Below are 21,602 nucleotides of genomic sequence, written 5' to 3' on the forward strand. Positions count from 1 at the left end.
CGGGTTAGCGGGAAATCAGCCGCGCCAGAAGGAGGGCGCGAACAGGATGAGGACGGTGAACAGCTCCAGCCTGCCCATCAGCATGGCGATGGAGAGCGCCCATTTGGCGGCGTCGGGCAATGTCGAGAAATTGCCGGCCGGGCCGATGATCTCACCGAGGCCGGGGCCGACATTGCTGATCGCCGTGGCCGCGCCCGACACGGCGGTCACGAAGTCGAGGCCCAGCAGTCCGAGCAGCATGGAGAGCATCAGGAAGCACAGCACATAGGTGATCAGGAAGCCCATGACGGCGGTGGAGACATCCTCCGGCACCGGCTTGCGGTTATAATGCGGGATGAACACGCCATGCGGGCGCAGCAGCCGCTTCATCTGGGTGCGCGCCGTGGCATAGGCGATCTGGATGCGGAAAATCTTCACGCCGCAGGTGGTGGAGCCGGCGCAGCCGCCCAGGAACATCAGGAACAGCATCAGCGACATGCCGAACCCGCCCCACAGGCCGAAATCGGTGGTGGCATAGCCGGTGCCGGTCATCACCGAGATGCAGTTGAAGGCGGCATAGCGCAGCGCGTCCAGCGGCCCGGTATCCAGCGTCAGGAACTGCCAGGCCGCGGCCATCACCACGGCGGTGCCGGTGATCGACAGGAACCAGCGCACCTGGCTGTCCTGCAGCAGCATGCGGGCATCGCCGCGCACTGCCTTCAGATAGGCGATGAAGGGCAGGCTGCCGGCCAGCATGCCGGCGGTGATGATATAGTCGATCAGCACGCTGTCATAATGCCCGACCGAGGCATCCTTGGTGGAATAGCCGCCGGTGGCGATGGTGGTCATGGCGTGGGCCAGCGCGTCGAAGCCGCTCATCCCGGCGAAATACAGCATGAAGGTCCAGGCCAGCGTGATGCCGGCATAGAGCATGGCCAGCCCGCCGGCCAGCTTGGCGGTGCGCGGCAGCGCCTTCTCCGGCGTGTCGAACGCCTCGGTCTTGAACAGCTGCATGCCGCCGACCGACAGCATCGGCAGGATGCCCATGGCGATGACGATGATGCCGATGCCGCCCAGCCATTGCAGCAGCGCGCGCCACAGCAGCAGGCCCGGCGGCGCGGTATCCAGCCCGACAATGACGGTGGAGCCGGTGGTCGTCACCCCCGACATCGCCTCGAAGAAGGCATCGGTATAGCTCATCTGCAGGTCGGAAAAGGCGAAGGGCAGCGCGCCGAACAGCGCCACCACCAGCCACAGCAGCGTGGTCAGTATGAAGGCCTGGCGCAGATTGAGCGCCACCGTGCGCGTGCCCTGCGTGGTCAGCATCAAGGACACGCCGGCGAACAAAGTGACCAGCGCGGAGGCGGCGAACACCTGCCAGTCCTCATGGCCGGTCAGCGCATCGACCAGTGCCGGAATCACCATCACCCCGGCCAGCAGGGCCAGCACAAGGCCAACGATATAGAGAACGGGACCGAAGGCGGGCACGGCTCAGCCTGCCATGATTGTGGGCAGGGGGGCGGGCGTGGCGGGAGCCATTGCGCAGTGTGCTTTGGGGGCCAGCTTTTGGGTCGGGCGATTCATCGCGCGATCAAAGGCGATAACGCGGCATCTGTCCAGTGGGAGGGGGATGCCCCCCTCTTCTGTCGTCACCCTCGGGCTTGACCCCCATGGGCGTACTGGGGGTCCAGGGGCGGTGCCCTGCCTGAAACGCCTCAGCCCGTGGCCCCTGGATGCCCGGATCAAGTCCGGGCATGACAGTTCTGAGAAGTAGCCACCAACCCGGTCATTGCGCACCGCCGGCTTCGAGAAATCTGAGACCAACTTCCAGAAACGGCGGCTGGGTGCGCGGAAAGAGAGGGGGGCTGGAGGAGGCCAAGAGTCCCTTTTTATCCAAAATTACACTCTATGATCGCATTTTATATATTTTATACTATCTTTAAACCTGACATAGGAAATTTGATCAAGAAATAGGTTCCATGCGGTGTGCTGTTGGGCAGCGGGAGGGAAATATGGCGTACAGACCAATTCCGTGGAAACGCAACTTGAATAAGTTGCCGTCTGCGATCTCAAGATCTTTGGCTAGGATTGAGACTAACCTTGTGGCGGTAGCAGCGACGAAGTTGATTCGACCTTCCGAAATCGTCACAACGTATCGTCACCTTTCTTTTCCCGTACAGGTTGGAGAGACGGAAAACGTGCTGCCGCCTCTCGATATGGGAAAATACTCAATGCGTAACCAGCATGGCTGGGAGGTTGTGCGACGTGATCTTCCCATGATCACAAAGACTTACCATTGGGAGACTCCGAACTTCGGGGATGCGTCAACATATGGAACGCACTTGCACTACCAAGATCGCGAAGTTTACCAGCGGGAATTCCACCAACCTCGAATGTACAGATTGACGGTTGAGATGCTTCGAGCGCGCACTGAAGGAGACAATCCAAGCGCCTATAGAATTGCCGTCGATCATCAGCTTGATCGCGCAAATCCCGTTTTCGAGCAGGAACTTATGTTCATGCTTAATCTATTGCAGGAGAACGTGGGTGCCGTCGGTGTGTTCGCGAGTGATGCCAGCAGAGAAGATTATCTAGGAACGCTTCATCTCGATTGGCAGATATTCCCTCCCGGCACACAGGCCGACCTAGTAAGAAGGTTGATCGGCGGACGCGCTGTTTCTCGAGAGGAAGAGGCAACTGTCACGGATCGTGTGGCACTCTTCTCGCGACTACAGCCTCGGGCCTTCCTGAAGGGAACAGGTGGGCTTAATTCTTACGTTGGCGCACAGTACGCGGATGATCTGGTGGTGTTCGAGAACACCCGATACGGTAACGCGCTCTACATCCTCTACGACAATTGGGAGGAAATTTCACAACGCTCACGACTAGAATTGCTACGCGGGACGGATGCGAATTTTGATCGCATACTCCACACGCAAGGATGGAAGAAAGCATTCCTTAAGGTTCTACAGCGTGAGAAGCGTCGTCGTGGAATTCGAGACTAACGCTAAGAGGAAGAAACATGGGCCCCGAAATTTAGTGCTCGGTCAATTTGAAAGCCTTTATTGGGAGGCGGGATGATTTTCAGGAAGTAATAAACGGGTTGGTGTGGTCGATATTTAGTGATCCGAATGAATATAGCTATCTATGATCTAGATATTCAGATTAACTTGTCTTCCCCTCACCCCACCATCTCATCCTTCCTATACCCCTGATAATAGAGCAGGGCCGTAAGGTCGGTGTGGTCCACGCGGAAGCGGGCCTCGGCGGCCACGATGGGCTTGGCGCGGAAGGCCACACCCAGCCCGGCGGCTTTCAGCATGGCGAGGTCGTTGGCGCCGTCGCCCACCGTCACGGCGGCCTCCGTGCCGATGGCCAGTTCGGCGGACAGCTCGTTCAGCGCGCGCAGCTTGGCGTCGCGGTCGAGGATCGGCTCCGCCACCGTGCCGGTCAGCACGCCATCCTCCAGGTTCAGCACATTGGCGCGGTCGAGGTGGAAGCCGCAGCGCTCCCGCACCCGGCCGGTGAACCAGGTGAAGCCGCCCGACACCAGCGCGGTGTGTGCGCCGTGCTGCCGCATGGTCTGCACCAGCGTGCGCGCGCCTTGCGTCAGCTCAAGCTGCGCATAGGTCTTGTCCAGCGCATCCGCCGACAGGCCCTTCAGCATGGCGACGCGCTCGCGCAGCGCGGTGGCGAAATCGATCTCGCCATTCATCGAGCGCGCGGTGATCGCGGCGATCTTGTCCTTCAGCCCGGCATAAGCCGCCAGCTCGTCCAGCGTCTCGCTGGTGACGATGGTGGAATCCATGTCGGCCAGCAGCAGTTTCTTGCGCCGCCCGTCCGGCTTCTGTATCGCCATATCGACAGGCGCACCGGCGAGGCGCGCGCGCAGGGCGGCTTCCGCCTTCGCGGGGTCATTAGCCTCCAGCGCGATGTCGAGGGCGGTGCCCTCGGCCAGCCAGTCGCGGGAGAGGGCGCTGGCGCCGGCTTCGGCCAGGGCGGCTTCTGCGGCGTCGATCAGGGCGGCGTCGAGCGACTGGCGGGCGGGGTCGGCAATCAGGGTCAGGACGAAAGACATGGGGTTCCTCATTAAAGGCACGCGCTTATCTAGCCCCCCGCGCGCGACAGGAAAAGGGAAGATACGATGACGGCTTCCGGGACTGGCCCTGTCATTGTCGTCGCCGGGCCGACCGCCAGCGGCAAGTCGGCGCTGGCCATGGAGATCGCCGAGGCCTTCCGGGGCGTCGTCATCAATGCCGATTCGATGCAGGTCTATGCCGATCTGCGTGTGCTGACCGCGCGACCCTCGGAAGCGGAGGAGCGCCGCGTGCCGCACCGTCTCTATGGCGTGCTGGATGGCGATGAAAAATGCTCGGCCGGGCGCTGGCGCGAGCTGGCGCTGGCGGAGATAGCGCGCGCCCAGGCATCCGGCCTGCTGCCGGTGCTGTGCGGCGGCACCGGCCTCTATCTGCAGACGCTGATGCGCGGCATCGCCCCGGTGCCGGCGGTGCCCGCCCATTTCCGCGCGGCGGCGACGGCGTTGCATGCGCAGCTCGGCGGCCCCGGCTTTCACGCCCGGCTGGCGGAGCGCGACCCGGTGATGGCGGCGCGGCTGCACCCCGGCAACACGCAGCGCCTGATCCGCGCCTGGGAGGTGCTGGAAGCCACCGGCCGCTCGCTGGCGGAGTGGCAGGAAGCACCGCGCACAGGCGCTGCGACCGGCCTCGACTTTCTCTCTTTCACCCTGCTGCCGGCGCGCGACGCGCTCTATGCCGCCTGCGACGGGCGCCTCATGCAGATGGTGGAAGCGGGTGCCTTGGAGGAGGTGCGGGCGCTGGTCGCGCGCGGGCTCGACCCGGCGCTGCCGGTGATGAAGGCGCTGGGCGTGCGCGAGCTGGCAGCCCATATAGCAGGGGAGCTAACGCTGGAGGATGCCATCGACCGGGCGCAGCGCGAGACGCGGCGCTATGCCAAGCGGCAAATGACCTGGTTCCGGCACCAGATGGTGGATGCCATGAGGATCGAGACCGGTTATGGCGCGAAATATTCGACAAGCCCCAGAGATGAAATCTTTTCGAAAATTCGTCAATCTGGGTTGACCGCGCGGGTTTGACGGTCTAGCTTCCGCCCTCCCCTGCGCCGAAAGCGTGGCGCGGAGCCTTTTTGTGACCGCATCCATGGGATGAGACAGATGCCGACCGACATGACGACGACCGAGCCCCAGGAGGAGATGAGCGGCGCTGCACAGCTGCTGCGCGCCCTTGAGGATCAGGGCGTCGAGGTTATCTTCGGCTATCCCGGCGGCGCGGTCCTGCCGATCTATGACGAGATTTTCAAGAACAACCGCATCCGCCACATCCTGGTGCGCCACGAGCAGGCCGCCGTGCATGCGGCGGAAGGCTATGCGCGCTCCACCGGCAAGACCGGCGTGGTGCTGGTCACCTCCGGCCCCGGCGCCACCAATGCGGTGACCGGCCTGACCGACGCGCTGATGGATTCGATCCCCATCGTCTGCCTGACCGGCCAGGTGCCGACGCATCTGATCGGCAATGATGCCTTCCAGGAGGCCGACACCACCGGCATCACCCGCCCCTGCACCAAGCATAATTATCTGGTGAAGGATGTGCGGGACATGTCGCGCATCGTGCATGAGGCGTTCTACGTCGCCAGCAATGGCCGGCCCGGCCCGGTGGTCATCGACCTGCCGAAGGACATCCTGTTCGCCAAGAGCCCGTATGGCGGCAAGCCGGACGGAAGGCTGCACAAGAGCTACCGCCCGCAGGTGAAGGGCGATTCGGCGGCCATCGACGAGGCGGTGCGGCTGCTGGCCGGCGCCAAGCGGCCGATCATCTATGGCGGCGGCGGCATCATCAATTCCGGCCCGCACGCCTCCGAGCTGCTGACCAAGCTGGTGCGGATGACCGGCTATCCCTGCACACTGACGCTGATGGGGCTGGGCGCGCTGCCGGCCTCCGACCCGCATTTCCTCGGCATGCTGGGCATGCACGGCACCTACGAGGCGAACCTCGCCATGTATAATGCCGATGTGATGCTGTGCGTCGGCGCGCGCTTCGACGACCGGGTAACCGGCAAGCTGACCGAATTCTCGCCGAATTCGAAGAAGATCCACATCGATATCGACCCCTCCTCGATCAACAAGAATGTGCGGGTGGACGTGCCGCTGGTCGGCGATGTCGGCAATGTGCTGGAGGATATCGTCGGCCGCTGGCAGAAGCAGAAGCTGGCGCCCGACGGCAAGGCGCTGGCTGCCTGGTGGAAGCAGATCGACAACTGGAAAAGCCGCGACAGCCTGAAATTCGGCCCGTCCGACACGGTCATCAAGCCGCAGCTGGCGATCAAGCGTCTGTTCGAGCTGACCCGCGAGCACGAGGACGTGTTCATCACCACCGAGGTCGGCCAGCACCAGATGTGGGCCGCCCAGCATTTCCATTTCGACAAGCCGAACCGCTGGATGACCTCGGGCGGCCTCGGCACCATGGGCTATGGCCTGCCCGCCGCGATGGGCGTGCAGATCGCGCATCCGGGCGCGCTGGTGGTCGATATCGCCGGCGAGGCGTCGATCCTGATGAACATCCAGGAAATGTCCACGCTGGCGCAGTATAATTTGCCGGTGAAGGTGTTCATCCTGAACAATCAGTGGATGGGCATGGTGCGCCAGTGGCAGGAGCTGATGCATGGCGGGCGCTATTCGGAAAGCTATTCCGAGGCGCTGCCGGACTTCGTGAAGCTGGCCGAGGCGTTCCAGGCGGTGGGCCTGCGCGCCGAACGGCCGGACCAGCTGGATGATGTCATCAGGGAGATGCTGGCGGTCGATCGCCCGGTCATCGCCGATATCTGCGTCGATCAGAAGGAAAACTGTTTCCCGATGATCCCCTCGGGCGCCGCGCATTACGAAATGCTGCTGGGGCCGGATGACCACGCCGATCAGAAAAACTCGGAGGAGGGGATGGTTCTCGTCTAGGCGCACGGTCCCGCGCCTTCCGCCTTCCCCGACACGCCGCCTTCCGCCCGATCCTTTTACCTACCTGGCCGGACGGCGGCCCATTCTGGAGCCAGTTTCTTGGAAGCCATCGAACGCCATACCATCGCCGTGCTGGTGGATAACGAACCCGGCGTGCTCGCCCGGGTGATCGGCCTGTTCTCCGGCCGCGGCTACAATATCGAGAGCCTCACCGTCTCCGAGGTCGATGCCGGGCATGGCCTGTCGCGCATCACCGTGGTGACCAGCGGCACGCCGATGATCATCCAGCAGATCAAGGCGCAGCTCGACCGGCTGGTGCCGGTCCACCGGGTCGCCGACCTGACGGCGGACGGGCCGCATGTCGAGCGCGAGCTGGCGCTGATCAAGGTCGCCAATACCGGCGAGGACCGCATCGAGGCGCTGCGAATCGCCGATACCTTCCGCGCCCGTGTGCTGGACAGCACGCTGGCCAGCTTCACCTTCGAGCTGACCGGCACCGCCGGCAAGCTAGACGCCTTCATCAATCTGATGGTGGCGCTGGGCGAGGTGGAGGTATCGCGCACCGGCGTGGTCGCGATTGCGCGCGGCAGCAACATCGCCATGGGCCTGCAGCGCGATACCACGGCGAACGGCATTTAACAGAAAGCGGCGGCAACGCCGGATTACCACAACCCAATCGAAAACGAAGGAAGTTGCACCATGCGGGTCTATTACGATCGCGATGCCGACGTGAATCTGATCAAGGACAAGAAGATCGTCATCGTCGGCTATGGCAGCCAGGGCCATGCCCACGCCAACAATCTGAAGGACAGCGGCGTGAAGAACGTCGTCGTCGCGCTGCGCGCCGGGTCGGCCACGGCGAAGAAGGCGGAGGCCGCCGGCTTCAAGGTGCAGACCCCGACCGACGCGGTGAAGGATGCCGACGTGGTCATGATGCTGACCCCGGACGAGCTGCAGGCCGACATCTACAATGCCGAGCTGGCGCCGAACATGAAGAAGGGCTCGGCGATCTGCTTCGCGCACGGGCTGAACATCCATTTCAACCTGATCGAGGCCCGCCCCGATCTCGACGTGTTCATGATCGCGCCGAAGGGCCCGGGCCACACCGTGCGCTCCGAATATCAGCGCGGCGGCGGCGTTCCCTGCCTGGTCGCGGTTGACAAGAACAGCTCCGGCAATGCGCTGGAAATCGCGCTGTCCTACGCCTGCGCCATCGGCGGTGGCCGCGCCGGCATCATCGAGACCACCTTCAAGGAAGAGTGCGAGACCGACCTGTTCGGCGAGCAGGTCGTGCTGTGCGGTGGCCTGGTCGAGCTGATCCGCGCCGGTTTCGAGACGCTGGTCGAGGCCGGCTACGCCCCGGAGATGGCCTATTTCGAGTGCCTGCACGAGGTGAAGCTGATCGTCGATCTGATTTATGAGGGCGGCATCGCCAACATGAATTACTCGATCTCCAACACCGCCGAGTATGGCGAATATGTCACCGGCCCGCGCATCATCACCGCCGAGACCAAGGAAGAGATGAAGCGCGTGCTGAACGACATCCAGTCGGGCATCTTCACCCGCAACTGGATGCTGGAGAACAAGGTCAACCAGACCTCCTTCAAGGCGACCCGCGCCAAGGCCGCTGCCCATCCGATCGAGGAAGTCGGCGAGAAGCTGCGCGCGATGATGCCGTGGATCGGCCAGAACCGTCTGGTCGACAAGACCAAGAACTGATCCCGGTCTTCCGGTCCGGTACGGAAAATGCGAGGGCCCGGGCACCGTTCCGGGCCCTTTGCCGTTTCCGCATGGCCGGGTTTACTGGACAAAGCCGCGCCCGGCTTTAATTATTGAATGGAATGACGGTAGGCGGCGCCACGGATCGCCGTACCCGGAGATGAGCCATGTACAAGCAGACCACCCGATCGATCAGCGTTACCGTGCGGCCGGTCTATCTGGAGGACCAGTCCACCCCGTCCGACAATCACTATGTCTGGGCCTATCAGGTGAAGATCGAGAATGAGGGCAGCGAGACGGTGCAGCTGCGCCGCCGCTTCTGGCGCATCACCGACGCGCTGGGACGCACGCAGGAGGTACGCGGCGACGGCGTTGTCGGCGAGCAGCCGGTGCTGCGTCCGGGCGAAAGCTTCGAATATACCAGCGGCACGCCGCTGGCCACGCCATCGGGCATCATGGTCGGCGCCTACACGATGGAGGCCGGGGATGGCAGCCATTTCGACATCGACGTGCCGGCCTTCTCCCTGGACAGCCCGCATCAGCCGGTGCGGCTGAATTAGGCCATATACGCAGCGAACCATTCTTCGGTTCATGGGTTACTGAAAAATAAAAGTTTTTCTTCATGTGCGCTTGAAGGGCCGGGACAGGGCGCCATTTCGAGAGAATGTGAACGAGATGCCGTCTGCCAGCGTGCGTCATAGTGCGACTGCCCCGGCTCTAGCGGCGACCATGACCCGAAAAGGGATGCCATGAACGAGAACAGCATGAAGCCGCTTCCGGGGGCATCCTCCGGCGCGGGGCCGTCTGGAGATGCCAGCCGGCTGGGGCTCAGCCCGTTATCCTCCGGGGAGGAGCGGCCGTCTCGCGAAGAGGCGGAGGCGGCGGTGCGCACGCTGCTGCGCTGGAGCGGCGATGACCCGGCGCGGGAAGGACTGCTGGATACGCCGAAGCGCGTCGCCAAGGCCTATGAGGAATGGTTCGGCGGCTATACGGTCGATCCGGTCGAGATGCTGAAGCGCACCTTCGACGAGACCGATGGCTATGACGAGATGGTGCTGCTGCGCGATATCCGCTTCGTGTCGCATTGCGAACATCACATGGCCCCCATCGTCGGTCGCGCCCATGTCGCCTATCTGCCGCTGAACCGCGTCGTCGGAATCTCCAAGCTGGCCCGCGTGGTGAACGCCTATGCCAGGCGCCTGCAGATCCAGGAGCGGCTGACCGCGCAGATCGCCAACACCATCAACGATGTGCTGGAGCCCAAGGGGGTGGCGGTGGTGATCGAGGCCGAGCATGGCTGCATGACCTCACGCGGGGTGAACACCCATGGCACCACGATGGTCACCAGCCGGATGCTGGGTGCCTTCCGCGACGATGCCAGCACGCGCCGCGAGTTCCTGACGATGATCGGCAATCCGCACAGCGCCGTCGCGCTGTAAACGCGCTGACCGCATAACGAAAAAAGGCCCCGCCGGAGCGGGGCCTTTCTTTTTGTGGAGGAGGGGGATCAGCCCTCGATGCGCACCGCGACGAAGCGCATCTCGCCCTTGCGGTTGACCAGCAGCAGCACCGACTTGCGGCCGGCCTTCTGCGCGGCCTGCACCTTCTCGACGAGTTCGGCCGGGCTGTTCACCTCTTCCTGGCTGACCTCGACGACCATGTCGCCGGGCTGGATCGCCTTTTCCGCCGCCGGGCTGTTCGGCTTCACCTCGGTGACCAGAACGCCCTTGGCGTTGTCGGCCAGGCCGAAGCGCTGCTTCAGTTCCGGCGTGACCGAGGTGAGGCTGAGGCCGAGCGAGTCCACCGTGCGATCGACGGCACTGGAATCCGCCGGCTTGGTCGGGTCCAGCAGGCCGGCCTCTTCAGCTTCCTCCAGCTCGCCGACCTTGATCTGCACGGTCACCTTCTTGCCGTCGCGCCACAGCTCGACCGGCACATCCTCATTGATCCGCGTGGCCGCCACGATGCGCGGCAGGCGGCGCATGTCGGGGACATCCTTGCCGTCGAACTTCAGCACGATATCGCCGGCCTTGATGCCGCCCTTGGCGGCCGGGCCGGTCTCGGTGACGCTGGCGATCAGGGCGCCGCGCGCCTTGTCGAGGCCCAGGCTCTCGGCGATCTCGTCGGTCACCATCTGGATGCGCACGCCGAGCCAGCCGCGGCGGGTGCGGCCATGTTCCTTCAGCTGCTCGATGACCGGCTTGGCCAGCGCCGACGGCACGGCGAAGCCGATGCCGATGGACCCGCCGGAGGGCGAATAGATGGCGGTGTTGATGCCGACCACCTCGCCGTCCATGTTGAACATCGGACCGCCCGAATTGCCGCGGTTGATCGAGGCATCGGTCTGCAGGAAATCGTCATACGGGCCGGCATTGATGTCACGCGCGCGGGCCGAGACGATGCCGGCGGTGACCGTGCCGCCCAGGCCGAACGGGTTGCCGATGGCCAGCACCCAGTCGCCGACGCGGCTCTTGTCGCTGTCGCCCCAGCCCACGGCGGTCAGCTTGTAATCGCCCGGATTGATCTTCAGCAGGGCAAGGTCGGTTTTCGGGTCGCGGCCGACGATCTCCGCATCGAATTCGGTATCGTCATGCAGCCGGATCGACACCTTGTCGGCATCGGCGATGACATGGTTGTTCGTCACGATGAAGCCGGCGGTGTCGATGACGAAGCCGGACCCCAGGGAGGTCGCGCGGCGCGGCTGGTTCGGCCGCTGCTGACGGTCGAAGAAGTCGCGGAAGAACTCCTCGAACGGCGATCCGGGAGGGAATTGCGGCATCTCCGGCATCTCTTGCGGAGAGGACTGCACGGTTTGCGTCGTGGAGACATTGACGACCGCCGGCAACAGCTTCTCGGCCATGTCGGCGAAGCTGTCGGGCGCCGGACGGGCGAGGGCGGGTACGGCCTGTACCAGCACCGCAAGGGCCAGCAGGGCCGCGGAAAACCGGCTTGCGGCAAGGCGACGGGAAGAACCGCCGGGTTGCCCGCTTGTACCGGAAAGGAACGCCAGACGATTGCTCATGGGAGGCCTTCTCTTGTCCTTCATCACAGGAAAGTCGGGAACCCGGTCACGGCAGGGATCGTTCCTCACCTGACCGGAATGCCCGATAGCGAATCGACGCATCGGAGAACGTCGCATGCCTGCTATTCAGCTTTTCACATATGGTCAAATTAAGACATACCCCAATCCGTTCTGGGCATTTGTGGGGCCAATTGCGGCAGGGCCGCTTTATACACTGCCATTTTAGCCCGGCCGGCACCTAGCCGCGTATCCACCAGGTCAGCAGAACGCCCACGGTCGCGGCCAGCAATCCGGCCAGCCGCAGGGTTGCGGGCGGCTGTGCTGCGGCGACGCGCATCATCGCCTGCATGCCGCCGGGGAACAGGGCGTAGAGCATCCCTTCCAGGGCGATCATGAGGGCAAGTGCCGTCAGCAGGTCCGTCACACCGGCACCTCGATATCCTTCAATAAAAATGGCGCGACGGGGCCGGAAAGCCACCGCCGCGCCAGAATTTCGTCCATCGTCAGCGTGGCGAGGTTACGACCGCGCCATTCATGTTGTTGAAGTAGCGCATGAAATCGCTGTTCGGGGAGAGCACCATGGTGGTGCCGTCCTGGCCCAGCGACTCGCGATAGGCTTCCATGCTGCGGTAGAAGGAGAAGAACTGCGGGTCCTGGCCAAAGGCCTGCGAATAGATGTTGATCGCCTCGGCATCGCCTTCGCCTCGGGTGACCTGCGCCTCGCGGGCCGCATTGGCAACGATGACCACGCGCTGACGCTCGGCATCGGCCCGGATCTGCTGGCCAAGCTCGAAGCCCTCGGCGCGGGCTTCCTTCGCCTCGCGTTCGCGCTCCGAGCGCATGCGGTTGTAAATCGCCTGGCTGGTCTGCTCGGGATAATCGGCCCGGCGTACCCGTACATCGACGATCTCCAGGCCCAGCCGTTCGACCGACTTGTTCACCTCGACGGTCATCTCGTCGATGATGGCCTCACGCTTCACCGACAGGATGTCGGCCAGCGTGGCGTTACCCAGCGACCGGCGCAGCGCCGAGTTGATGATCGCGGTCAGCCTCTGGCGGGCGCCGAACTCGTTGCCCACCGACTGGTAGAACAGCAGCGGGTCGGTAATGCGGAAGCGGGCATAGCTGTCCACATCGAGACGCTTCTGATCGACCAGGATGACCTGCTGGCGTGGCGGGTCGAGATCGAGCACGCGCAGTTCATAGCGCTGCAGGTTCTGGATGAAGGGCAGCTTCACATTCAGCCCTGGCTCACTCACGACGCGCTTGGGTTCGCCGAACTGCAGCACCAGGACCTGTTCGGTCTGATGCACGGTGAACAGCGCGCTGGAGGCGACGATACCGGCGACAACGATCAGGCCGCCCAGGATCGCAAGCAATTTGCGTGGCATGGCGTCCTCCCTTAATTCCGGTTCGCCGACGGGGCGGCAGTTGTGCTGCCCTGGCTATCGCCCTGGCCGACACGTTTCTGAATCTCCGGCAGCGGCAGGTAGGGCACGACGCCCGAACTCCCGCCCTTGTCGTCGATGATGACCTTCTGCACGTTGCCCAGAACCTGCTGCATGGTTTCGATATAGATGCGCTGCTGGGTCACGTCGGGCGATTTGGCATAGGCCTCATAGACCGACAGGAAACGCTGCGCGTCACCCTGGGCGCGGTTGACGATTTCCTCGCGGTAGGCGCGGGCCTCCTGGATCAGACGTTCCGCCTCACCACGGGCGCGCGGCACCATGTCGTTGCGGAAGGCCTCGGCCTCGTTGCGCACACGTTCCTTGTCGGCGCGGGCGCGCTGCACCTCGTTGAAGGCATCGATCACCGGGGAAGGCGGATCGACCGCCAGCAGCTGGATCTGCCGCACCTCGACGCCGGACTGGTATTCGTCCAGCAGGCGCTGGGTGTTCTCCGTGGCGCGCACCTCGATGACCTGTCGGCCTTCGGTCAGCGCGACCTGGATCGGTGTCTGGCCGATGATCTCGCGCATCACGCTTTCCGCCACCGCTTTCACGGTGAGGTCGGGGTTACGCAGCTTGAACAGGAACTGCCCGGCATCCTTGATGCGCCAGAACACGACGAAGTCGATATCGACGATGTTCTCGTCGCCGGTCAGCATCAGGCTTTCCTCGGCATCGTCGCGGCTGACGCCGGCGCGGCCCGATGAATCGCCGGCCGAACGGAAGCCGACCTCAATGCGGTTTTCGCGCGTCACATTCGGTGTCAGCACGGATTCGATCGGGCTGGGCAGATGATAATTCAGGCCCGGCCCGGTGGTACGGGTCCATTCGCCGAAGCGCAGGACCACGCCCTGCTCGTCCGGCTGCACACGATAGAAGCCGCTGGCGCCCCACAGCGCGACGGCCACCAGCAGAATCAGGATGATGCCCTTGGCGTTGCCGAAGCCGCCGGGCATCATGGTCTTGAACCTCTCCTGACCCTTCTTGATCAATTCCTCGATATTGGGTGGCTGTGGGCCGCCACCGCCGCCGCCGCCACCCGGGCGTCCCCAAGGACTGCCGCCATTACCGCCGCTTCCACTACCCCAAGGGCCGCCACCCTGGCCGCCCCCCTGATTGCTATTCCAAGGCATTCTTGTTTCCCTGCCTGGCCTGTTTTTCCTTTGTCGCGCCCGCCATCCTTACGCGATCCGACCAGGCGTTTCCAGAGAAAGGCACCGGCAGGCCGCACGGGTGGCGCCGCGACCCTCCGGATATTGGCCGAAAGCGCAGGTTTTCAATGCGTTTCGGTAAAAGGCGGGCGTGTTTAGCGTCCGTTTAGTCCTGGGTGATGAGTGTGCGGGCGGTCGCCACGGCGCTGCGGTAGTCTGGTGCGAGAAGCGGCGCGCCCGTCCCGCCATGCGTCAGCCCCATGCGGGTCATGATCTCGGCCGGTTGCGGCTGCAGGCCGGACAGGATGACGATGGTGCCCTGGGACCTGCAGCGTTTCAGGAAGTTCTCCAGCGTGTCGGCGCCGCTGGCATCGATCATCGGCACATGGCGTAGCCGCAGGATGAAGATTTTGGGGCTGACGCCGATACGCTCCAGCACGCTGGCCAGCACATCGGTCAGCTGGCCGGTCGCGCCGAAGAACAGCGGCCCGCGAATCTGGAACACCTCGACGCCGGGCGGCAAATCCTCGCGCGCATTGCTGTCCTCGTCCTCATCCCCGTCATCATGCTGGGGAAGCGGGTTCACGCCACCCTGTATCTCGACCGCCTCGGCCATGCGCACCATGAACAGGATGGCGGCCAGCACGATGCCGACCTGGATCGCCACGGTCAGGTCCACCATCACGGTCAGCCCGAAGGTCAGCAGCAGCACCACGCGGTCGCCGCGCGGCGCCTTCATCAGATGGCGGAAGCGTTCGACCTCGCTCATGTTCCAGGCGACGATGACCAGCACGGCGGCGAGGCAGGCCAGCGGCACATAGATCATCAGCGGCGCCAGGGCGATCATGAACAGCAGCAGGAAGCCGGCATGCAGAATGCCGGCAACCGGCGTGCGCGCGCCGGCCCGGATGTTGGTGGCGGTGCGGGCGATGGCCCCTGTTGCCGGCAGGCCGCCGAACAGCGCCGAGCCCAGATTGGCCAGTCCCTGCGCCACCAGCTCGCAGTTGGAGCGGTGCCGCCGCCCGGTCATGCCGTCGGCCACCATCGCCGACAGCAGCGATTCGATGCCGGCCAGCAGCGCGATGGTGAAGGCGTCGGGCAGCAGGACGCGGATGCGCTCCAGCGTCACCTCGGGCAGGCTGGGGCTGGGCAGCATGTTGGGGATGGTGCCGAAGCGGCTGCCGATGGTTTCCACCGGCAGGCCGGCGGCCAGGGCCAGAAGCGTGCCCGCCAGCACGCCGATCAGGAAGCCCGGCCAGCGCGGTCGCCAGCGTTTCAGCCCGATGATGAGCGCCAGCGTCAGCCCGGCGATGCCGATGGCGGCGGGATTCACGGTCGCGAGATTGCTGAGATAGGCCGACCATTGATGCAGGAAATCGGCCGGCAGCTTGTCGATCTCCAGCCCCAGCAGATCGCGCACCTGGCTGGAGAAGATGATGACGGCGATGCCCGCGGTGAAGCCGGTCACCACCGGCTGCGGCACATATTTGATGTAGGTGCCGAAGCGCAGCAGGCCGAAGGCCAGCAGCATGAACCCGGCCATGATGGTGGCGATCAGCAGCCCGTCATAGCCGTGCCGGTCGATGATGTTGAACACCACCACGACGAAGGCGCCGGTCGGCCCGCCGATCTGGAACCGGCTGCCGCCAAATGCCGAGATAATGAAGCCGGCGATGACGGCGGTGAACAACCCGCGTTCCGGGGTGGTGCCGCTGGCGATCGCCAGCGCCATGGCCAGCGGCAAGGCGACGATGGCGACGGTCAGGCCGGCGATGGCGTCGTGCCGGAGATCCCCCAGCCCGTAGCCCTCGCGCAGCGCTGTCACCAGCTTGGGCACGAACAGGTGCCGGTTTCTATGCGGTGCGGCGGGTGGCTGCGCCGGGGGCTGGTGCGCCATGTCGAGGGCGGCTTTCGGAAAGGGTCGCTATGCCCCCACACGATGCAGGGTTATGAAACAGTAGGACAGGCCGGAGGCTTCATCCAACACAGGATTCGTGCGGGCAGCCTCGCGCCAGGCGCGGGGCTCGATCTCCGGGAAGTACGCGTCGCCCGCGATCTCCGCGTCGATCTCGGTGAGATATAGCCGGTCGATCCGGGGCAGCGCCTGGGCGTAGATCTCCGCGCCGCCGATCACCATCACCTCTTCGGCACCGGTCTCGCGCGCCAGCGTCGCGGCCAGGTCGAGGGCGGTGTCGATATCGCGCACGACATGCACGCCCTCGGCCGCCCCCTTGGCTGCAAAATCGGGATCGCGGGTCACCACGATGTTGGGGCGGCCGGGCAGCGGTTTGCCGATGGACTGAAAGGTCTTGCGGCCCATCACCACCGGCTTGCCCAGCGTCATGGCCTTGAAGAATTTCAGGTCGCCGGGCAGCCGCCAGGGCAGGCCATTGCCCTGGCCGATCACCCGGTTGCGCGCCAGGGCGGCAATGGCGGAGAAGATCATCGGGTCAGCCGGTCTTGCGGGATTTCTGCGCCTCGATATAGGCGCGCAGCACGGCGTTGATCCGCGTCTGGTAGCCGCGTCCCTGGGCCTTGAAAAAATCGACTACGTCCTGATCGAGGCGGATGGAGATCGCCGCTTTTTCCTGCGGCCAGAGCAGCCGCGCCTTGGCGAACCACTCCTTGTCCAGCAGGGGGGCGGCGTCGGGGTCTTCCGCGACCGCCTTCTCGATATCCTCGTCGGTCAGCGCATCGACCCGCGCCCAGTCGGTCATGCCGCCCTTGCGGTCACCGAGCTTGCGTCGCGTGATGGTATCGCTTTTCCTCATTTTTCCTTGCGCGCCGGGCCGAAATCAGCCGGCGCACCTCTCCTCTCTCCGTAAAGACGACGGTTATCAACCGTCCGTCCAATTGACCGACCGCAACGAAACGCTGTTCGCCATGCTGCTTCTGGGTACTGGGCCAGCACAGCACGAAATTGGCGAAAATGTCGGTCGCATCGATAAAGTCGATGCCATGTTTCTTAAGATTGCCGAGGCGCTTTTCCTCGTGCCACTCGAACTGCATCAAGATTACTCCGGAGAATTTGCGTCATCTTTCTGCATCCCTGTTCACGTTGTGACCTCTGGTGCGGCCTTTAGTTTGCCGCTTGCCAAGATGTATATACAATCGTATCTTTTTGTCAACCCCCTCACACCGCCACCGGGGCCTTGATGTGCGGGTGGGCCTGGTAGTTCTCCAGCGTGAAATCCTCATAGACGAAGTCGAACAGGCTGCCGACATCCGGGTTCAGCCGCATGGTGGGCAGCGGATAGGGCGTGCGGGTCAGCTGCAGATCGGCCTGTTCCACATGGTTGGCATAGAGATGCGCGTCGCCGAAGCTGTGGATGAATTCGCCCGGCTTCAGACCGGTCACCTGCGCCACCATCAGCGTCAGCAGCGCGTAGGAGGCGATGTTGAATGGCACGCCCAGGAAGATGTCGGCGGAACGCTGGTAGAGCTGGCAGGACAGTTTGCCGTCCGCCACATAGAACTGGAACAGGCAATGGCAGGGTGGCAGCGCCATGCGGCCGACATCGGCGACGTTCCAGGCGCTGACGATCAGGCGGCGGGAATCTGGGTTGGTCCTGATCTGCTCGATGAGCTGGCCGATCTGGTCGATGCTGCCGCCATCCGGTGTCGGCCAGGAGCGCCACTGATGGCCATAGACCGGCCCCAGCTCGCCCTTCTCATCGGCCCAGTCGTCCCAGATCGACACGCCGTTGCGCTTTAGATAGGCGATGTTGGTGTCGCCCTGCAGGAACCACAGCAGCTCGTGGATGATCGACTTCACATGCAGCTTCTTGGTGGTGACCAGCGGGAAGCCCTCGGCCAGGTCGAAGCGCATCTGGTAGCCGAACACGCTGTAGGTGCCGGTGCCGGTGCGGTCGGCCTTGTAGGTGCCGGTCTGGCGGACATGGCGCAGGAGATCGAGATAGGCTTGCATGGCAGTGTCTTGGGCGGTGTCTTGCGTGTTGCGGATCGGCGAACGCTATATCTTGTGGTGGAGCCTATCACAGCCCCAACAAAAAGTAAGTGCTAACCCCTTTCGTTCCGCCCCTGGAATACCTATTATCTAGGCGTCGGGAAACCGGCTATGGGGATAAACCTTTCGTGGAATAAGCATTACGGACCCGGGGGCGGTACCCGGCGCCTCCACCAGTTTCTAAGATGCGCCCGTTTGTAACACAGGCAAGCCGGCGCATCCCTCTGGGGGCGAAATAGGATCGACGTGTGTAGTAAAGACGTAAGTTTCTCCCGGCATGGTACCACCGTTATCGGGCCAAGCTAGTAGTTGCGAATGACAACTCCAAGCAGGTCGCCCTCGCCGCCTAAGTGCGGTTCTGGGTAACCACCCTTAAGTCCTTATCTTGCTAAGGTAGGGCGCGGTTCGGAGGGCACCGGGCAACAGAAGCCCTCCACTTACTTTCGTTGCCGCATGGCCCCATTCCCGATCTTGGTGCCGAGCGTGCTGGCCGCAATCCGCCGGCCGGCCCTTTCGGGCAGGCGGGCGATACAACCGGGCGATATCGACAGGTGCAGGATCAGTTGAGATACGACAGGCTGGTTGAGGAGGCGCTGCGCAGCGTCGTCCGGACCGCGCTGACAGAGGCCGCGACCAACGGCCTGCCGGGCGATCATCATTTTTACATCACCTTCAAGACGCATCTGGCCGGCGTGGATATTCCCGCCTTTCTGCGCCAGAAGTACGAGGACGAGATGACCATCGTCCTGCAGCACCAATATTGGGGGCTGAAGGTGATGGAGGAGCGCTTCGAGGTGCTGCTCAGCTTCAACGATGTGCATGAGAAGCTGTCGATCCCGTTTGCCGCCATCACCGGTTTCGTCGATCCGTCGGTGAAGTTCGGCCTGCAGTTCCAGGTGGCGACTGACGCCGAGCAACAGCCGAGCGCGCCGGAAGGCGTCGCCGCTTTCACGCCTGCTGGCACACACGCTGGTGCCCCCGCTGGCACACCCGCCGGGACGCCAAATGGGCGGGCCGAGGGCGATGCGCCGGATGATGCCGAGGCTGCCGCTTCCGCCGAGACGGAGAATGGCGCCAACGTGGTGACGCTGGATAAATTCCGCAAGAAATAGCCGGCGCCGTTCCTACGGAGTTCCGGCGCAGTTCCTACTGGGCTGCAACCGCCTGGTCGGCCAGCCTGCCGGTCAGTTCCTGCAGATGATCGAAGCGCTGGCTATAGCTGCCCACGCCAAGCGTCGCCGAGCGCAGCTCGATGATGAGGTCGTGGATTTCCGCCTGCGGCATGAAGCACTGCACCTCGTCCCAGCCCGGCCAGCCGGCGCGCGAATCATAGCCCAGAATCTGCCCGCGCCGCCCGGTGATGAGGCGCTGCACCTTTGAAGTGAACTCGTTCGGCACCGCAATGGCGACCGCCAGGATCGGCTCCAGCAGCACCGGATCGCATTTCGCCATGCCCTCCGCCATCGCCTGCCGCGCCGCCAGCTTGAAGGCCATGTCTGAACTGTCCACGCTGTGGAACTGGCCGTCCTGCAGCGTCACCTGGAAATCGACCACCGGATAGCCCAGCGGCCCATGCGGCATGAACTCGCGCACCCCTTCCTCGACCGAGGGGATGTACTGGCGCGGAATGGCGCCGCCGACGATCTTGTCCACGAACTGGAAGCCCGATCCGCGCGGCAGCGGCTGGATGGCGATCTTCACGTCGGCGAACTGGCCATGGCCGCCGCTCTGCTTCTTGTGCCGCGCATGCTGTTCGGTCTTGCGGCGGATGGTTTCCTTGTAGGGTACCTGCGGGCGGGCCAGCGTCACTTCCAGATTATACTTGCTCTTCAGCCGGTCGGCGGCGATCTGCAGATGGATGTCGCCCTGGCCGGACAGCAGCAGCTCGCCGGTATCCGCGTCATGCCGGGTGGTCAGCGACAGGTCTTCCTCCACCAGCTTCGCGAGCGCGCCCGACAGCTTCACCTCGTCATTACGGTTGGCGGCGTGCAGCGCCATGGCATAGACCGGGGCCAGCGGTTCCGGCCAGGCCGGGTCGTCGGTCATCCTGTCGGCCGGGGTCAAAGCGTCGCCGGTGGCGACCGGCTCCATCTTGCCCATCGCCACCACATCGCCGGGGCCGGCTTCGGATATCTTCGCGAGGTTCGATCCCAGCAGATGATAGAGGCCGCTGATGCGCGCCTGGCCGTGCGGGCCGGTCAGCATCTGCCCGTCCTTCACGCCACCGCGCCAGATCCGGGCCAGCGACAGCTTGCCGGTATGAGCAAGGTGCAGCGTCTTGAACACCTGCAGCAGCGGTTCGCCCTCCGGCGGGATCGCCTTGCGCCCGGCGGTATGGGCCGCGTCCGACACTTCGTGCCGCAGCGCCTTCAGCAGGCGGTGGACGCCGTGATTCTTCTCCGCCGCACCGAGAAACACCGGCACGATCAGGTCGGATTGCAGATCCTTCGCCAGCGTGCGGTAGATGTCGTTGGTTTCCGGCACCATGTCTTCCAGCAGCTGTTCCAGCAGCCCATCGTCGAAATCGGCCAGTGCCTCCAGCATTTCGCCGCGCGCCTCCTGCTCGCGCGGGCGGGACTCGTCGGGAATCTGGATCAGGTCGGACGGCTGGCCCGGCTTGTAGCGGTAGGCCCGCTCGCTCGCCAAATCGACATAGCCGGTCACGCGCTCGCCCTCGCGGATCGGCACCTGGCGCAGCACCAGCGGCCGCCGGGAATGCGCCTGCAGGGCCGCCAGCAACTCGCGCACCCGGCCCACCGCCTCGTCCATGCGGTTCACGAACAGCAGGTGCGGGATATCCTCGTCATCCAGATATTTCAGGATCGGCGCGACAGTCAGCGCGCGTGCCGGGTCGGCCTCGCACACCACCACCGCGACATCGGCCACCTGCAGCGCGTTGCGGTAATCCTGCGCGAATTCGATGGAGCCGGGGCAGTCCACGAACACCCAGGCTTCGTCCATATAGCGGGCATGCGCGATGTTGGGTTCGACGCTCATCTGCCGGGCGCGCGCCTCGGGCGAGGCGTCGCCGGTGCTGTTGCCATCCTTCACGCTGCCCTGCCGGGGGATGGCGCCGCAGGCGGAGAGCAGGCTTTCCAGCAGGGACGTCTTGCCGCTGAGATAAGGGCCCACCAGCACGGCGCAGCGCGGCGTGTCGATGGGCGTGCGCTCGGTTCTTGCGTTCATGGCCACCTCCCTTGGCAGATGCTTCCTTGGCAAATGCAGGCGGCCCGCTGTCTCCGCTATCCCGGGGCGCCCCGGATGATGCGGAGCGGGGACGCTTCTTATGCAGCGTCCATGTCAGCAGGCCGGGGGAGGGGATGCAAGAAAG

General features: G+C 64.1%; 20 protein-coding genes and 1 other RNA gene. 9 read left to right on the forward strand and 12 right to left on the reverse strand.

The genetic code is table 11. From position 1 onward, the window contains the following. Window positions 1–15 precede the first annotated feature (15 nt). The gene (locus BKM74_RS04530; protein ID WP_086464494.1) at window positions 16–1,467 is read right to left on the reverse strand and encodes a TrkH family potassium uptake protein; all 1,452 of its coding nucleotides are present in this window, start codon (window positions 1,465–1,467) and stop codon (window positions 16–18) included. 557 nt (window positions 1,468–2,024) lie between these two features. Between BKM74_RS04530 and BKM74_RS04535 the strand changes: the two genes are divergently transcribed. Beyond that, window positions 2,025–2,984: a hypothetical protein gene (locus BKM74_RS04535; protein WP_140056016.1), complete on the forward strand. Its 960-nt coding sequence runs from the start codon at window positions 2,025–2,027 to the stop codon at window positions 2,982–2,984. Window positions 2,985–3,160: 176 nt separating this feature from the next. On the opposite strand, the gene serB is transcribed toward BKM74_RS04535, so the two are convergent. After that, window positions 3,161–4,057 (reverse strand): phosphoserine phosphatase SerB, encoded by an 897-nt coding sequence (gene serB, locus BKM74_RS04540; RefSeq protein WP_086464496.1) that lies wholly within the window; start codon window positions 4,055–4,057, stop codon window positions 3,161–3,163. Between the two features lie 66 nt (window positions 4,058–4,123). Here serB and miaA point away from each other — a divergent pair, with 66 nt between their 5' ends. The 6 genes from miaA to folE all read left to right on the forward strand — a co-directional run bounded on the left by miaA (window position 4,124) and on the right by folE (window position 10,119). After that, entirely contained in the window at window positions 4,124–5,092 is a 969-nt protein-coding gene (gene miaA, locus BKM74_RS04545) for a tRNA (adenosine(37)-N6)-dimethylallyltransferase MiaA (RefSeq protein ID WP_086464497.1), read from the forward strand. A gap of 78 nt (window positions 5,093–5,170) precedes the next feature. Beyond that, entirely contained in the window at window positions 5,171–6,961 is a 1,791-nt protein-coding gene (locus BKM74_RS04550; protein WP_245825794.1) for an acetolactate synthase 3 large subunit, read from the forward strand. Window positions 6,962–7,060: 99 nt separating this feature from the next. After that, window positions 7,061–7,600 (forward strand): acetolactate synthase small subunit, encoded by a 540-nt coding sequence (gene ilvN / locus BKM74_RS04555; protein ID WP_086464498.1) that lies wholly within the window; start codon window positions 7,061–7,063, stop codon window positions 7,598–7,600. 60 nt (window positions 7,601–7,660) lie between these two features. Next, window positions 7,661–8,680, forward strand: coding sequence for a ketol-acid reductoisomerase (gene ilvC, locus BKM74_RS04560; protein ID WP_086464499.1), 1,020 nt, complete (start codon window positions 7,661–7,663; stop codon window positions 8,678–8,680). A gap of 167 nt (window positions 8,681–8,847) precedes the next feature. Further along, entirely contained in the window at window positions 8,848–9,240 is a 393-nt protein-coding gene (apaG, locus tag BKM74_RS04565; protein WP_086464500.1) for a Co2+/Mg2+ efflux protein ApaG, read from the forward strand. 204 nt (window positions 9,241–9,444) lie between these two features. Continuing rightward, entirely contained in the window at window positions 9,445–10,119 is a 675-nt protein-coding gene (gene folE / locus BKM74_RS04570) for a GTP cyclohydrolase I FolE (RefSeq protein WP_245825795.1), read from the forward strand. Window positions 10,120–10,187: 68 nt separating this feature from the next. Here the strand turns inward: folE and BKM74_RS04575 are convergent, their stop codons facing one another. The 9 genes from BKM74_RS04575 to BKM74_RS04615 form a co-directional block, all read right to left on the reverse strand. Next, a complete protein-coding gene (locus BKM74_RS04575; protein WP_086464501.1) occupies window positions 10,188–11,702 on the reverse strand; it encodes a DegQ family serine endoprotease in 1,515 nt (504 codons plus the stop codon). A 238-nt stretch (window positions 11,703–11,940) separates the two neighbouring features. Further along, window positions 11,941–12,126, reverse strand: a complete 186-nt coding sequence (locus BKM74_RS04580) for a DUF2065 domain-containing protein (RefSeq protein WP_176342391.1) — start codon at window positions 12,124–12,126, stop codon at window positions 11,941–11,943. Window positions 12,127–12,205: 79 nt separating this feature from the next. After that, the gene (hflC, locus tag BKM74_RS04585) at window positions 12,206–13,093 is read right to left on the reverse strand and encodes a protease modulator HflC (protein ID WP_086464502.1); all 888 of its coding nucleotides are present in this window, start codon (window positions 13,091–13,093) and stop codon (window positions 12,206–12,208) included. Window positions 13,094–13,104: 11 nt separating this feature from the next. After that, a complete protein-coding gene (gene hflK / locus BKM74_RS04590; protein WP_086464503.1) occupies window positions 13,105–14,286 on the reverse strand; it encodes an FtsH protease activity modulator HflK in 1,182 nt (393 codons plus the stop codon). Window positions 14,287–14,470: 184 nt separating this feature from the next. Then, on the reverse strand, window positions 14,471–16,201 hold the full coding sequence (locus tag BKM74_RS04595; protein ID WP_086464504.1) for a SulP family inorganic anion transporter: 1,731 nt from the start codon (window positions 16,199–16,201) through the stop codon (window positions 14,471–14,473). 27 nt (window positions 16,202–16,228) lie between these two features. Then, window positions 16,229–16,750 (reverse strand): dihydrofolate reductase, encoded by a 522-nt coding sequence (locus tag BKM74_RS04600; RefSeq protein WP_086464505.1) that lies wholly within the window; start codon window positions 16,748–16,750, stop codon window positions 16,229–16,231. A gap of 4 nt (window positions 16,751–16,754) precedes the next feature. Further along, complete coding sequence (locus BKM74_RS04605; protein WP_086464506.1) at window positions 16,755–17,075, reverse strand: BrnA antitoxin family protein; 321 nt, start codon at window positions 17,073–17,075, stop codon at window positions 16,755–16,757. Continuing rightward, a complete protein-coding gene (locus tag BKM74_RS04610; RefSeq protein ID WP_086464507.1) occupies window positions 17,035–17,313 on the reverse strand; it encodes a BrnT family toxin in 279 nt (92 codons plus the stop codon). The genes BKM74_RS04605 and BKM74_RS04610 overlap by 41 nt, the downstream gene beginning before the upstream one ends. A gap of 124 nt (window positions 17,314–17,437) precedes the next feature. Continuing rightward, the gene (locus BKM74_RS04615) at window positions 17,438–18,232 is read right to left on the reverse strand and encodes a thymidylate synthase (protein ID WP_086464508.1); all 795 of its coding nucleotides are present in this window, start codon (window positions 18,230–18,232) and stop codon (window positions 17,438–17,440) included. 96 nt (window positions 18,233–18,328) lie between these two features. Between BKM74_RS04615 and ssrA the strand changes: the two genes are divergently transcribed. After that, window positions 18,329–18,709, forward strand: a transfer-messenger RNA (tmRNA) gene (gene ssrA, locus BKM74_RS04620). Window positions 18,710–18,822: 113 nt separating this feature from the next. Further along, on the forward strand, window positions 18,823–19,383 hold the full coding sequence (locus tag BKM74_RS04625; protein ID WP_245825797.1) for an SspB family protein: 561 nt from the start codon (window positions 18,823–18,825) through the stop codon (window positions 19,381–19,383). A gap of 34 nt (window positions 19,384–19,417) precedes the next feature. On the opposite strand, the gene BKM74_RS04630 is transcribed toward BKM74_RS04625, so the two are convergent. Then, window positions 19,418–21,457, reverse strand: a complete 2,040-nt coding sequence (locus BKM74_RS04630; RefSeq protein WP_086464509.1) for an elongation factor G — start codon at window positions 21,455–21,457, stop codon at window positions 19,418–19,420. Window positions 21,458–21,602: the final 145 nt, after the last annotated feature.

The sequence above is a fragment of the Oceanibaculum nanhaiense genome (genome assembly GCF_002148795.1).
GTDB classification, from domain to species: Bacteria; Pseudomonadota; Alphaproteobacteria; order Oceanibaculales; family Oceanibaculaceae; genus Oceanibaculum; species Oceanibaculum nanhaiense.

Excerpts from the sequence above, each read along its gene's own strand:
- BKM74_RS04615 (WP_086464508.1), bottom strand. The coding sequence starts at position 18,232 with ATGCAAGCCTATCTCGATCTCCTGCGCCATGTCCGCCAGACCGGCACC.
- BKM74_RS04610 (WP_086464507.1), bottom strand. The coding sequence starts at position 17,313 with ATGCAGTTCGAGTGGCACGAGGAAAAGCGCCTCGGCAATCTTAAGAAA.
- BKM74_RS04605 (WP_086464506.1), bottom strand. The coding sequence starts at position 17,075 with ATGAGGAAAAGCGATACCATCACGCGACGCAAGCTCGGTGACCGCAAG.
- ilvC (WP_086464499.1), top strand. The coding sequence starts at position 7,661 with ATGCGGGTCTATTACGATCGCGATGCCGACGTGAATCTGATCAAGGAC.
- hflK (WP_086464503.1), bottom strand. The coding sequence starts at position 14,286 with ATGCCTTGGAATAGCAATCAGGGGGGCGGCCAGGGTGGCGGCCCTTGG.
- miaA (WP_086464497.1), top strand. The coding sequence starts at position 4,124 with ATGACGGCTTCCGGGACTGGCCCTGTCATTGTCGTCGCCGGGCCGACC.
- folE (WP_245825795.1), top strand. The coding sequence starts at position 9,445 with ATGAAGCCGCTTCCGGGGGCATCCTCCGGCGCGGGGCCGTCTGGAGAT.
- BKM74_RS04550 (WP_245825794.1), top strand. The coding sequence starts at position 5,171 with ATGCCGACCGACATGACGACGACCGAGCCCCAGGAGGAGATGAGCGGC.
- apaG (WP_086464500.1), top strand. The coding sequence starts at position 8,848 with ATGTACAAGCAGACCACCCGATCGATCAGCGTTACCGTGCGGCCGGTC.
- BKM74_RS04600 (WP_086464505.1), bottom strand. The coding sequence starts at position 16,750 with ATGATCTTCTCCGCCATTGCCGCCCTGGCGCGCAACCGGGTGATCGGC.
- BKM74_RS04630 (WP_086464509.1), bottom strand. The coding sequence starts at position 21,457 with ATGAACGCAAGAACCGAGCGCACGCCCATCGACACGCCGCGCTGCGCC.
- BKM74_RS04595 (WP_086464504.1), bottom strand. The coding sequence starts at position 16,201 with ATGGCGCACCAGCCCCCGGCGCAGCCACCCGCCGCACCGCATAGAAAC.
- hflC (WP_086464502.1), bottom strand. The coding sequence starts at position 13,093 with ATGCCACGCAAATTGCTTGCGATCCTGGGCGGCCTGATCGTTGTCGCC.
- BKM74_RS04575 (WP_086464501.1), bottom strand. The coding sequence starts at position 11,702 with ATGAGCAATCGTCTGGCGTTCCTTTCCGGTACAAGCGGGCAACCCGGC.
- serB (WP_086464496.1), bottom strand. The coding sequence starts at position 4,057 with ATGTCTTTCGTCCTGACCCTGATTGCCGACCCCGCCCGCCAGTCGCTC.